Genomic DNA, 12,467 nt, shown 5'->3' with positions numbered 1-12,467 from the left:
CCCCCCATCTTGCCTGGCTTCCCGCCGGAAGCGGGAACCGGAGGACGGATCGAAGATCGCCGACGGTACGCTGTGCCGTTGACCGGGCCCGAACGAAACCGTCAACAGGGCCCGACCACCACACGACTGGGGCGGGGAACGACCATGATGGGTCCGGCGCACTCACTGTCCGGGGCGGCAGCCTGGCTGGGGGTGGGAGCGGCGGCCGCGGCCGCCGGGCACCCGATGCCCTGGCCGGTCCTCGTCGTCGGAGCGCTCATCTGCGCCGGCGCAGCCCTCGCCCCCGACCTGGACCACAAGTCGGCGACGATCTCGCGCGCCTTCGGCCCGCTCTCCAAGGGCCTGTGCGAGGTGGTCGACAAGATCTCCTACGCGGTCTACAAGGCCACCCGCGCCCCCAAGGACGCCCGCCGGACCGGCGGCCACCGCACCCTGACGCACACCTGGCTGTGGGCCGTCCTGATCGGCGGCGGCTCCTCCGCCCTCGCGGCCACCACCGACCGCTGGGGCGTGCTGGTCCTGCTCTTCGTCCACCTGGTCCTGGCCGTCGAGGGCCTGCTGTGGCGGGCGGCCCGGATGTCCAGCGATGTGCTCGTCTGGCTGCTGGGCGCCACCAGCGCCTGGATCCTGGCCGGCGTCCTGGACCAGCCCGGCAACGGGGCCGGATGGCTGTTCACCGATCCGGGCCAGGAATACCTCTGGCTCGGCCTGCCGATCCTGCTCGGCGCCCTGGTCCACGACATCGGCGACGCCCTGACCGTCTCCGGCTGCCCCATCTTGTGGCCCCTCCCGATCGCCGGGAAGCGCTGGTACCCCATCGGCCCGCCCAAGGGCATGCGCTTCCGGGCCGGCAGCTGGGTCGAGCTCAAGGTGCTGATGCCCGTGTTCATGCTGCTCGGCGGCATAGGCGGAGCCTCCGCCCTCGGCTTCATCTAGGACCCGTCACGGAGTCCGTCCGGCACGGCGAAGGCCCCGGCCCCCGCAGGTCAGCGGGGGCCGGGGCCTCGTACGGCAGGCGGTGCGGGCCGGTCAGCCGTGCCAGGAGCGCCACAGCGCCGCGTAGGCACCGTCCGCCGCGACCAGCTCGTCGTGCGAGCCCAGTTCGCTGATCCGGCCGGCCTCGACCACCGCGATCACGTCCGCGTCGTGCGCGGTGTGCAGCCGGTGCGCGATCGCGATCACCGTACGGCCGTCCAGCACCCGGGCCAGCGAACGCTCCAAATGCCGCGCGGCCCGCGGGTCCAGCAGCGAGGTGGCCTCGTCCAGCACCAGCGTGTGCGGATCCGCCAGCACCAGCCGGGCCAGCGCGATCTGCTGCGCCTGCGCGGGGGTCAGCGCCGTACCGCCCGAGCCCACCTCGGTGTCCAGGCCGCTCTCCAGCGCCCGGGCCCAGCCGTCCGCGTCCACCGCGCCCAGCGCCGCCCACAGCTCGGCGTCACCGGCCCCGGTGCGCGCCAGCCGCAGGTTGTCCCGCAGCGAGCCCACGAACACGTGGTGCTCCTGGTTGACCAGCGCCACCTGCTCGCGCACCCGCTCCGCGGGCATCCGCGACAGCTGCGCCCCGCCGAGGGTGACCTCGCCGGTCCGCGGCGCGTAGATGCCCGCCAGCAGCCGGCCCAGCGTGGACTTGCCCGCCCCCGAGGGGCCGACCAGCGCCATCCGGGTGCCCGGCGGCACGGACATGGACACCTGGTGCAGCACGTCCACGCCCTCCCGGTAGCCGAAGCGCACCTCGTCGGCCCGGACGTCCCGCCCCGCCGGGGAGACGCCCGCGTCACCCGCGTCCGGCTCGATCTCCCGTACGCCCACCAGGCGGGCGAGCGACACCTGGGCGACCTGCAGCTCGTCGTACCAGCGCAGGATCAGGCCGATCGGATCGACCATCATCTGCGCCAGCAGCGCGCCGGTGGTCAGCTGTCCCACGGACATCCAGCCCTGGAGCACGCAGTAGCCGCCGATCATCAGCACGGAGCCGAGGATCGTCACGAAGGTGACGTTGACGACGGGGAAGAGGACCGTCCGCAGGAACAGCGTGTACCGCTCCCACGCCGTCCACTCCTTGATCCGCCGCTCCGACAGCGCGATCCGGCCCGGCCCGAGGCGGTGCGCCTCGACCGTGCGCCCGGCGTCCACCGTCTCGGTGAGCGCGGCCGCGACCGCCGCGTACCCGGCCGCCTCCGAGCGGTACGCCGACGGCGCCCGCCGGAAGTACCAGCGGCAGCCGGTCACCAGCACCGGCAGCGCCACCAGCGCGGCCAGGGCCAGCGGCGGCGCGGTCACCGTGAGCGCCCCGAAGAGCAGCCCGACCCAGACCACGCCGATGGCCAGCTGCGGCACGGCCTCGCGCATCGCGTTGGCCAGCCGGTCGATGTCGGTGGTGATCCGCGACAGCAGGTCACCGGTGCCGGCCCGCTCCAGTACGCCCGGGGGCAGGCCCACGGACCGCACCAGGAAGTCCTCGCGCAGATCGGCCAGCATCTCCTCGCCGAGCATCGCGCCGCGCAGCCGGACCAGCCGCACGAAGAACGTCTGGACCACGAGGGCCAGCGCGAACAGCAGGGCCACGCTCCCCAGATGGAGCTCGCGGGCCCCCGCCGCCAGCTGGTCCACGACCCGGCCCAGCAGGTACGGGCCGACCATGGAGGCGGTCACCGCCGCCGCGTTGACCGTCACCAGCACCACGAAGGCACGCCGGTGGCGGCGGAACAGGCCGCGCACATAGCCCCGTACGGTCGCCGTCGTGCCCACGGGCAGGGTGGCGGCCGATGCGGGGGCCGCCGGATCGTATTGCGGCGGCGCCACGCCGATCATGCGGATTCCTCGATCTCTGTGAGTGCCTTTTCCAGCCGGGCTTCTTCCAGCCGGGTCAGCTCCATCCGGGCCACCCGCTGTTCCTCGTCGGTCTCGCGGGTGACGACCGCCCGGTAGAGCGGGTCGCCGTGCAGCAGTTCGCGGTGCGTGCCGGTCGCGGCCACCGCGCCCTCGTGGATCAGGACCACCCGGTCGGCGCGGTCCAGGAGCAGCGGCGAGGAGGCCAGTACCACCGTCGTGCGCCCGGCGCGCAGGGCGGTGATCCCGTCCGCGATCCGTGCCTCGGTGTGCGAGTCGACCGCCGAGGTCGGCTCGTCCAGGACCAGCACCTCCGGGTCGGTGGCCAGGGACCGGGCCAGCGCGAGCCGCTGGCGCTGCCCGCCGGAGAGGGACCGGCCGCGCTCGGTGATCCGCGCGTCCATCGGGTCCTCCACCCCGTCCGGCGCCGACTGCAGCAGCGCGTCCAGGACGTCCGCGCACTGGGCGGCGGCCAGCGCCGCCCCGGGTTCGACCGCTCCGGACGCCGGTACGGCGAACAGCTCGCGCAGCGTCCCGGACAGCAGCACCGGGTCCTTGTCCTGTACGAGGACCAGCGTGCGCGCGGTGTCCAGCGCGAGCTCGTCCAGCGCGACCCCGCCCAGCAGCACCGAGCCCCGCTCGGCAGCCGGGCCCTCGTCCGCCGGATGCCCGCCGAGGCGCTCGGCGAGCCGGCCCGCCAGGTCCGGATCCCCGCACACCACGGCGGTGAACCGGCCCGCCGGGGCCAGCAGTCCCGTCGCGGGGTCGTACAGGTCCCCGCCCGGGGCCGGGGCCTGCGGGATCCCGGCGTCCGGCGCCTGCGGCTGGGGGGCGTCCGTACGCGTCAGCGACAGCACCCGCGCCGCCCGCGCGGCGGAGGGCCGGGAGAAGGAGTACGCCATGGCGATCTCCTCGAAGTGCCGCAGCGGGTAGAGCATCGTGGCCACCGCGCTGAAGGCGGCGACGAGTTCACCGACCTCGAGCCGGCCGTCCAGCACGAGCACGGAGCCGTACCAGACCACGGTGATCAGCAGGGCGCCCGGGAGCAGCACCTGGATCGCGGAGATCAGCGCCCACATCCGGGCGCTGCGCACGGCCGCCTTGCGGACCTCCTGCGAGGCCTCGCGGTAGCGGCCCAGGAACAGCTCCTCGCCGCCGATGCCGCGCAGCACCCGCAGGCCGGCGACGGTGTCGGAGGCGAGTTCTGTGGCCTTGCCGGCCTTCTCGCGCTGGACGTCGGCGCGCCGGGTGGCGCGCGGCAGCAGCGGCAGTACGGACAGGGCCAGCACGGGGACGCCGATCGCGACGACCACGCCGATCGCGGGCGCGTAGAACAGCAGGCCGACGCAGATGGCGACGACGGAGAAGGCGGCGGCGAGGAAACGGGAGACCGCCTCGACGAACCAGCCGATCTTCTCCACGTCGCCCGTGGAGACCGCGACCACCTCGCCCGCCGCGACCCGCCGGGTCAGGGCCGAGCCCAGTTCGGCGGTCTTGCGGGCGAGCAGCTGCTGCACCCGTGCGGCGGCGGTGATCCAGTTGGTGACGGCGGTCCGGTGGAGCATCGCGTCGCCGACCGAGATGGCGACGCCGATCAGTGCCAGCAGCGCGCCGACCAGCAGCAGCCGGGTGCCGTCGCGCCGGACGACCGCGTCGACGCCCAGGCCCACCGCGTACGGCAGCCCGGCGATGCCGCAGAAGTGCACCAGTCCCCAGCACAGGCTCCTGGCCTGTCCGCCGAGTTGGCCGCGTCCCAGCCACACCAGGAATCGCGGGCCTGAGCGGGCGTCGGGTACCCCGGGATCCGGATACGGAAGATCGCTGATCTGCATGACGCCCCATGACTGGTCGAGTGGTCCAAACCGTGCAAGGTTCGCCTTCCGGACCGGTCCCGGGCAATCGATTTTGCGTTGGCCAAGGCCCTACGCAGCGGGGTGTGCGGCGCGTCCGGCCGCGGACCGCCAGGTCACGGACGAGTCGCCCACTCCAGCTCCAGCAGCACCGAGTGGTAACTGCGGCCGGTGGCCCGGTCCATGCCCACCTCGCACATCCGGTTCGCCGACAGATGCGCGTCGAACGGGCGCGAGGTCACCTCCGCCGCCTCGCGCTCCGTCGCCGAAGCCGTCAGCTCCGGATGCAGCATGCCCCGGTCGCCCGCGAAGGCACAGCAGCCCGCATCGTCCGGGACCACCACCTCCGACGCACAGGCCTCGGCCACCGCCCGCAGCTGCGCCACGTCGCCCAAGTGGTGCATCGAGCAGGTCGGATGGAGCACGGCCGAGCCCGCCGTGCGCCGGATCTCCAGGTGCGGGAGCAGCTCGTCCGCCGCCCACACCACGGAGTCGACGACCGTCAGCTCCGCGTGCAGCGCCCGGTTGTCGTCCGTCAGGTACGGGACCACCTCGTGCGCGATGCCCAGCGTGCACGAGGAGGCGTCGACCACCAGCGGCAGCCGCCCGCCCGCCGTCCAGCCCCAGGCGGCCTCCACGATCCGGTTGGCCATCAGCCGGTTGCCGGCGTCGTAGCCCTTCGAGTGCCAGATCGTCGCGCAGCAGGTGCCCGCGACGTCGCCGGGGATCCAGACCGGCTTCCCGGCCCGCTCCGACACCGCCACCACGGCCTCGGGCAGGGAGGGGCCGGGCCGGCCCGGCGGGCCGCCGAAGATCCGGTTCACACAGGCCGGGTAGTACACGGCCGCCGCGCCCACCCGCCCGGTCCGGGGCAGCTTCCCGGCGGCGGCGCCGGGCAGCTGCGGCAGCCACTCCGGAACCAGGTCGGGGCGTACGGCCTTGCGCGCGACCGCGGTGACGGCCTCCAGCAGCCGGTCGCCGACCCGGGCAGTGATCTTGTCGGCGGCGGCCACGGCCAGCCGGGCGGAGCCCTCCACGGCCTTGAACCGCTGCGCGGCGATCGCGGCGGCGCGCTCCTCGCGCGGGCCGTGCCGGCGGTGGCGGAAGTCCCGCATCAGCGCGCCCGTGTCGATGCCGACGGGGCAGGCCAGCTTGCAGGTGGAGTCACCCGCGCAGGTGTCCACGGCGTCGTAGCCGTAGGCGTCGAGGAGTCCGTCCAGCACCCGGGAGCCCGGCTGCTGGCGCATCATCTCCCGGCGCAGCACGATCCGTTGGCGCGGCGTGGTCGTCAGGTCCTGGCTGGGGCAGGTCGGTTCGCAGAAGCCGCACTCGATGCACGGGTCGGCCACCGCCTCCACCCGCGGGATCGTCTTCAGCCCGCGCAGATGGGCGGCCGGGTCGCGGTCGAGGAGGATGCGCGGGGCGAGCAGCCCGTCCGGGTCGACGACCCGCTTCGTGCGCCACATCAGCTCGGTGGCCCGGGGCCCCCACTCCAGTTCCAGGAAGGGGGCCATGTTGCGGCCGGTGGAGTGCTCGGCCTTCAGCGAGCCGTCGAACCGCTCCACCGTCAGCCGGCAGAAGGCTTCCATGAAGGCCCCGTACCGCGCCACGTCGGCGGGCTTCGCCGCGTCGAAGGCGAGCAGGAAGTGCAGGTTGCCGTGGGCCGCGTGGCCGGCGACGGCCGCGTCGAAGCCGTGCTCGGCCTGGAGCGAGAGGAGCGCCTCGCAGGCCTCGGCCAGCCGGGAGGGCGGCACCGCGAAGTCCTCGGTGATCAGGGTGGTGCCGGGGGCCCGGGCTCCGCCGACGGCGGTGACGAAGGCCTTGCGGGCCCGCCAGTACCCGTTGATCGTCCTCGCGTCGCGGGTGAACGCATTGGTGATCGAGGCCGCCGGAGCGACCAGGTCCAGCCCGGCGAGGACCTCGGCGGCGCGGCGCTCGTACCCGGCGCGGCCCGCCTCGTCCGGGGCCCGGAACTCCACCAGCAGGGCGGTGGTGTCCTTCGGCAGCCCGGCCCAGTCGGCGGGGACGCCCTCGACGCTGACCGAGGCGCGCAGGGTGTTGCCGTCCATCACCTCCACGGCGAGGGCGCCCGCCTCGTTGAACAGCGGTACCGCAGCCGCCGCGGCGGGCAAGGAGGGGAAGAAGAGCAGCGCGCTGGTGAGCTCGCGGTCCAGCGGCACGGTGTCGAAGACGAGCTCGGCGATGAAGCCGAGCGTGCCCTCCGAGCCGACCATCAGACCGCGCAGGATCTCGACGGGGGTGGCGCCGTCCAGGTACGCGTCGAGGCGGTAGCCGGTGGTGTTCTTGATCTCGTACTTGGCCCGGATCCGCGCGGCGAGCTCCGGGTCGGCCTCGATCTCGCGCTTGATCTCCATCAGCCCGCGGCACAGCGCCGGTTCCGCGTGCGCCAGCTCCTCGTCCGCGAGTGGATCGGCGGTGTCCACGACGGTCCCGCCGGGCAGCACGAAGGTGAGCGAGGAGAGGGTGCGGTACGAGTTCCTCGTGGTCCCCGCCGTCATGCCGGACGCGTTGTTGGCGACGACCCCGCCGAGCGTGCAGGCGATGGCGCTCGCCGGGTCGGGGCCGAGGACGCGGCCGTGCCGGGCGAGGGCGGCATTGGCCCGCGCCACGGTGGTGCCGGGCCGGATCCTGGCGCGGCGGCCCTCGTCCAGCACCTCGATGCCGGCCCAGTGGCGGCGTACGTCGACCAGGATGTCCTCGCCCTGGGCCTGGCCGTTCAGCGAGGTGCCCGCGGCGCGGAAGACGACCTCGCGCCCGCGGCCGTGCGCGTACGAGAGGACGGCGGAGACGTCGTCGATGTCCTCGGCGACCACCACCACCTGCGGCACGAACCGGTACGGCGAGGCGTCGGAGGCGTAGCGGACCAGGTCGGAGACCTTCCACAGCACCTTCTCGGCGCCCAGCAGCTCCGCCAGCTCGGTGCGCAGCGGCTCAGGGGTGCCGGCGGCGCGGTGGTCGGGGACCCGGTCGGGGGCGGGGGCGCCGACGCCGTGCGGCCGCAGGGCTCCGGGCTTCGGTTCCAGCAGCGGCATGCGCGACCCCTTGCCTACTCGTTCGGCCCAGTCCGAGGGATCCTGTCCGGCTCCCGGGGCGGCCTCTCAGCAGCCGTGCTCCATCGGGGCGTCCGTCAGGGCGTTCAGCAGACCGCCGAGCACCTCGCGCTGCTCGGCGGTCAACGGAGCCAGGATCTCCTCTGCCGCGTCGGTTCGCGCGTTGCGCAGCCGGCGCAGCGTGGCGCGGCCCGTGTCGGTGAGCTCGATCCTTATGACCCGCCGGTTCGCCGGATCGGGCGCGCGGCGCACGCATTCGGCGGCCTCCAGGCCGTCCACCAGCGTGGTCACGGCGCGGGGCACGACTTCCAGGCGGGCGGCGAGGTCGGCCATCCGGGGCGGCTGGTCGCCGTCGTAGTGCGAGACGAGGCGCAGCAGCCGGCTCTGGGCGGGGGTGATGCCGAGCGGTTCCAGATGGCGCTTCTGGATCCGGTGGAGCCGGCGGGTCAGCCGCAGCAGCTGCTCGGCGAGCACGCCGTCCGTGCTGTCGGTTTCGGAAGCGGTCCTCATACTGGGAAACAGTACCAGGACCACATTCATTGTGAGCATAGGTAACAATGAGCTATGCTCATTCGAGTCTCGTAGGTCTCGTACTCAGTCAGGTCTCGCCAGAAGGAGGCCCATGCGCCCCGAAGAGCCGAAATGGATCCCATCGAAAGAAGCCCTCGATCCCACCCGCCCCGCCCCCGCGGAGCAGCCGCGTGAGCTGCGCCGGATCGTGGGCCTGTTCCGCCCCTACCGCGGCCGCCTCGCCGTCGTGGGGCTGCTCGTCTGCGCCTCCTCCCTGGTCGCGGTGGCCTCGCCCTTCCTGCTGAAGGAGATCCTGGACGTCGCCATCCCGCAGGGCCGCACCGGGCTGCTGAGCCTGCTCGCTCTCGGCATGATCCTCACCGCCGTCGTCACCAGCGTCTTCGGCGTGCTCCAGACCCTGATCTCCACCACCGTCGGCCAGCGCGTCATGCACGACCTGCGCACCGCCGTGTACGCCCAGCTCCAGCGCATGCCGCTGGCCTTCTTCACCCGCACCCGGACCGGCGAGGTGCAGTCCCGCATAGCCAACGACATCGGCGGCATGCAGGCGACCGTCACCTCCACCGCGACCTCGCTCGTCTCCAACCTGACGGCCGTGATCGCCTCCATCGTCGCGATGCTCGCGCTCGACTGGCGGCTCACCCTCGTCTCGCTGCTCCTGCTGCCCGTGTTCGTGTGGATCAGCCGGCGTGTGGGCCGAGAGCGCAAGAAGATCACCCTGAAGCGGCAGAAGCAGATGGCCGCCATGGCCGCGACGGTCACCGAGTCGCTGTCGGTGAGCGGCATCCTGCTCGGCCGCACCATGGGCCGCGCCGACTCGCTGACGCGGTCCTTCTCCGACGAGTCCGAGAAGCTCGTCGACCTCGAGGTGCGCTCCAGCATGGCCGGGCGCTGGCGGATGTCGACCATCGGCATCGTCATGGCCGCCATGCCCGCGCTCATCTACTGGGCCGCCGGCATGGCCCTCCAGTCGGGCGCCCCCTCGCTGTCGGTCGGCACCCTCGTCGCCTTCGTCACGCTCCAGCAGGGCCTGTTCCGGCCCGCCGTGAGCCTGCTGTCGACCGGCGTGCAGATCCAGACCTCGCTCGCCCTGTTCGGCCGCATTTTCGAGTACCTCGACCTGCCGGTGGACATCACCGAGCGCGCGGACGCGGTACGCCTGGACCGGGCCCGGGGCGAGGTCCGGCTGGAGGACGTGCACTTCGCGTACGACGGCAAGCACGGGCCCACGCTGACGGGGATCGACATCACCGTCCCGGCCGGCGGCTCGCTCGCCGTGGTCGGCCCGACCGGCTCCGGCAAGAGCACGCTGAGCTACCTCGTGCCCCGGCTCTACGACGTGACCGGCGGGCGGGTCGCCCTCGACGGGGTCGACGTCCGCGACCTCGACTTCGACTCGCTGGCCCGCTCCATCGGTGTGGTCTCCCAGGAGACCTACCTCTTCCACGCCTCGGTCGCCGACAACCTCCGCTTCGCCAAGCCGGACGCCACCGACGAGGAGATAGCCGAGGCGGCCCGCGCGGCCCAGATCCACGAGCACATCGAGTCCCTGCCCGACGGGTACGACACCCTGGTCGGCGAGCGCGGCTACCGCTTCTCCGGAGGCGAGAAGCAGCGCCTCGCCATCGCCCGCACCATCCTGCGCGACCCGCCGGTGCTCATCCTCGACGAGGCCACCAGCGCGCTCGACACCCGCACCGAGCATGCCGTGCAGCGGGCCATCGACAACCTGTCCCAAGGCCGCACCACCATCACCATCGCGCACCGGCTCTCCACCGTCCGCGACGCCGACCAGATCGTCGTCCTGGACAAGGGCCGCATCGCCGAGCGCGGTACGCACGAGGAACTGCTGGAGGCGGACGGCCGGTACGCGGCCCTGGTCCGCCGGGACCGGGAAGCCGTGCTCGTGCCGGAAAAGGTCGCGCAACCGGCACCGGTAAACGTGTGATCGTATGACCGGCATGTGGGCGTGATGCCGGGAATGTGGAGGTTTGCGGGTTAGCGTGCCCGCATGCGCCATGAGTACCAGCCGCCACGGCGTCGCTCCCGGCTCACTCGCCGGGGCCGTCTGGCGCTCTTCCTCGGCATGCTGCTCGCCATCGGTGCGGCCGCTCTGCTTCCGCTGCTGCGGAGCGGGGGAGCCCCCGAGAAGCCGCGCCAGTTGACCATCCCGGAGGGCTGGCGGGCACCCCAGGTGTACGCGGCGATCGACCGCGAGCTGAAGCTCCCGGCCGGCTCCACCAAGGCGGCGGTCCCCACGGCCGGACTGGCCCTGCCCGCGGAGGCGAAGGGCAATCCGGAGGGCTTCCTGTTCCCGGCGACCTACCCGGTGACCTCCGAGTCCACGCCGGCCGCCCTGCTCGCGTACATGGTGGACACGGCCAACCGGAAGCTTGCGACCAGGGCCGTCGTGGACGGCGCCAAGGCGCACGGGATGACCCCGTATCAGACGGCCACGCTCGCCAGCATCATCGAGGCGGAAGCCGAATCCCGCGGCGACCGGGGCAAGGTCGCCCGGGTGGTGCACAACCGGCTGGCGCGGTCGATGCCGCTCCAGATGGACTCCACCATCAACTACGCGCTGGGCCGCAGCACGGTGGACACCAAGCTGAGCGAGACGCGGATCGACAGCCCCTTCAACACCTATGAGCGCCAAGGGCTCCCGCCGACGCCGATCGACAGCCCGGGCCTCGAGGCCATGGCCGCGGCCGTCGCGCCGACGCCCGGCGACTGGCTGTTCTTCGTCACCGTGAAGCCGGGGGACACCCGCTTCTCGGCGACGTACGAGGAGCACAAGAAGCACGTCGCGGAGTTCAACCGGATCCGGGCCGGTGCCGGTGCCGGCACGAGTACGGGGTCGGGGTCGGGGACCCGCGAGGCCGCCGCCGGGCCCGCCCGGACGGGCTCCCGCGCCGGCTAGGCCAAGCGGACGCCGGCCGGTTCGAGGGTGCCGTCCGCGCCGCCCGTACGGACAGGGCCGCCCGTACGGACAGGGCCGCCCGTGCCGCGGGCCAGCAGGCGGCGTATCTCGCGGACCGCGGCACCGCCGGCGCGGTTGGCACCGATCGTCGACGCCGACGGGCCGTAGCCGACCAGGTGGATCCGCTCGTCGCGGACCGCGCGGGTGCCCTCGACCCGGATGCCGCCGCCGGGCTCGCGCAGGTGCAGCGGGGCCAGGTGCTCGATGGCGGCCCGGAACCCGGTGGCCCACAGGATCACATCGGCCTCCACCTGCCGCCCGTCCGCCCAGGCGACCCCCGTCGCCGTGATCCGGTCGAACACCGGCCGTCGCTCCAGCACCCCCGAGGCCAGTCCGGTCCGGACGGCCTCGTTCAGCGGGAGCCCGGTCACGCTGACCACGCTCTGCGGCGGCAGCCCCTGGCGCACCCGCTCGTCGACCAGGGCCACCGCGGCCCGGCCCTCGGCCTCACCGAAGCTCCCGTCGCGGAACACCGGCGGCCGACGGGTCACCCAGGTGGTCTCCGCCGCCACCTCGGAGATCTCCAGCAGGTGCTGCACCGCCGAGGTGCCGCCGCCCACCACGACGACCCGGGCCCCGGCGAACTCCTGGGGACCCGGGTAGTCCGCGGTGTGCAGCTGGCGGCCCCGGAAGCTCTTCTGGCCCGGATAGCGCGGCCAGAACGGCCGGTCCCAGGTCCCGGTCGCGTTGATCAGCGCCCGCGCGGTCCAGATCCCGGCCGGGGACTCCACCCGCAGCCGCCCGTCGCCCCCGTCCCGTACGGCCGTGACATCCACGGGCCGCCGTACGCGCAGCCCGAACCGCTCCTCGTACGCCGCGAAGTACTCCCCGATCACCGCCGCGGACGGCCGCAGCGGGTCGGCGTCCGTGAGCTCCATGCCGGGCAGGGCGTGCATCCCGTGCACCTTGCCGTACGTCAGCGAGGGCCAGCGGAACTGCCACGCACCGCCGGGCCGCGGTGCGTGGTCGAGCAGCACGTACCCGATCCCGGCCCGGGCCAGGTGGTAGGCACTGGACAACCCCGCCTGCCCGCCCCCGACGACCACCACGTCGACGGCCTCCGCACCCTCCATGAAATCGTTCACGGTTCTACCAACCCGGCGACCCGGCGGGATCTTCCCACCCGCCCGATGGCCCTGCGCGAGCGCGGAGTGCTCGCTAAGGTCGGGGGACGTCAGGGGCGGGTGCGGCGAGCGGCGGGGGGCG

The 12,467-nt window shown here is 73.5% G+C and carries 8 protein-coding genes; 3 read left to right on the top strand and 5 right to left on the bottom strand.

Annotated features, from left to right (window positions below):
* The first annotated feature begins 144 nt into the window (after window positions 1-144).
* Window positions 145-936: a metal-dependent hydrolase gene (locus tag IF02_RS0117830; RefSeq protein ID WP_030158056.1), complete on the top strand. Its 792-nt coding sequence runs from the start codon at window positions 145-147 to the stop codon at window positions 934-936.
* 93 nt (window positions 937-1,029) lie between these two features.
* Here IF02_RS0117830 and IF02_RS0117825 read toward each other — a convergent pair whose 3' ends face one another.
* From IF02_RS0117825 to IF02_RS0117810, 4 genes are all read right to left on the bottom strand, one after another.
* A complete protein-coding gene (locus IF02_RS0117825; protein ID WP_030158054.1) occupies window positions 1,030-2,811 on the bottom strand; it encodes an ABC transporter ATP-binding protein in 1,782 nt (593 codons plus the stop codon).
* On the bottom strand, window positions 2,808-4,661 hold the full coding sequence (locus tag IF02_RS0117820) for an ABC transporter ATP-binding protein (RefSeq protein ID WP_030158052.1): 1,854 nt from the start codon (window positions 4,659-4,661) through the stop codon (window positions 2,808-2,810). The genes IF02_RS0117825 and IF02_RS0117820 overlap by 4 nt, the downstream gene beginning before the upstream one ends.
* A gap of 134 nt (window positions 4,662-4,795) precedes the next feature.
* On the bottom strand, window positions 4,796-7,732 hold the full coding sequence (locus IF02_RS0117815) for an FAD-binding and (Fe-S)-binding domain-containing protein (protein WP_030158050.1): 2,937 nt from the start codon (window positions 7,730-7,732) through the stop codon (window positions 4,796-4,798).
* Between the two features lie 66 nt (window positions 7,733-7,798).
* Window positions 7,799-8,260, bottom strand: coding sequence for a MarR family winged helix-turn-helix transcriptional regulator (locus IF02_RS0117810; RefSeq protein ID WP_030158048.1), 462 nt, complete (start codon window positions 8,258-8,260; stop codon window positions 7,799-7,801).
* A gap of 112 nt (window positions 8,261-8,372) precedes the next feature.
* Here IF02_RS0117810 and IF02_RS0117805 point away from each other — a divergent pair, with 112 nt between their 5' ends.
* Window positions 8,373-10,229, top strand: coding sequence for an ABC transporter ATP-binding protein (locus tag IF02_RS0117805; RefSeq protein ID WP_030158046.1), 1,857 nt, complete (start codon window positions 8,373-8,375; stop codon window positions 10,227-10,229).
* Between the two features lie 63 nt (window positions 10,230-10,292).
* A complete protein-coding gene (mltG, locus tag IF02_RS0117800) occupies window positions 10,293-11,201 on the top strand; it encodes an endolytic transglycosylase MltG (protein ID WP_078622154.1) in 909 nt (302 codons plus the stop codon).
* Here the strand turns inward: mltG and IF02_RS0117795 are convergent.
* Complete coding sequence (locus IF02_RS0117795; protein WP_078622153.1) at window positions 11,198-12,334, bottom strand: FAD-dependent oxidoreductase; 1,137 nt, start codon at window positions 12,332-12,334, stop codon at window positions 11,198-11,200. The two genes, mltG and IF02_RS0117795, sit on opposite strands and share 4 nt — an antisense overlap.
* Window positions 12,335-12,467 lie beyond the last annotated feature (133 nt).

The sequence above is a fragment of the Streptomyces sp. NRRL S-244 genome, assembly GCF_000717915.1.
Lineage (GTDB): Bacteria > Actinomycetota > Actinomycetes > Streptomycetales > Streptomycetaceae > Streptomyces.
The sequence above is the reverse complement of the archived record's forward strand: the minus strand, read 5'-3'. Positions and strand labels throughout refer to the sequence as shown.

What these genes read in the sequence shown, in the direction of transcription:
- mltG (WP_078622154.1), top strand. Translation starts at nt 10,293, where the DNA reads ATGCGCCATGAGTACCAGCCGCCACGGCGTCGCTCCCGGCTCACTCGC.
- IF02_RS0117820 (WP_030158052.1), bottom strand. Translation starts at nt 4,661, where the DNA reads ATGCAGATCAGCGATCTTCCGTATCCGGATCCCGGGGTACCCGACGCC.
- IF02_RS0117810 (WP_030158048.1), bottom strand. Translation starts at nt 8,260, where the DNA reads ATGAGGACCGCTTCCGAAACCGACAGCACGGACGGCGTGCTCGCCGAG.
- IF02_RS0117795 (WP_078622153.1), bottom strand. Translation starts at nt 12,334, where the DNA reads ATGGAGGGTGCGGAGGCCGTCGACGTGGTGGTCGTCGGGGGCGGGCAG.
- IF02_RS0117830 (WP_030158056.1), top strand. Translation starts at nt 145, where the DNA reads ATGATGGGTCCGGCGCACTCACTGTCCGGGGCGGCAGCCTGGCTGGGG.
- IF02_RS0117815 (WP_030158050.1), bottom strand. Translation starts at nt 7,732, where the DNA reads ATGCCGCTGCTGGAACCGAAGCCCGGAGCCCTGCGGCCGCACGGCGTC.
- IF02_RS0117805 (WP_030158046.1), top strand. Translation starts at nt 8,373, where the DNA reads ATGCGCCCCGAAGAGCCGAAATGGATCCCATCGAAAGAAGCCCTCGAT.
- IF02_RS0117825 (WP_030158054.1), bottom strand. Translation starts at nt 2,811, where the DNA reads ATGATCGGCGTGGCGCCGCCGCAATACGATCCGGCGGCCCCCGCATCG.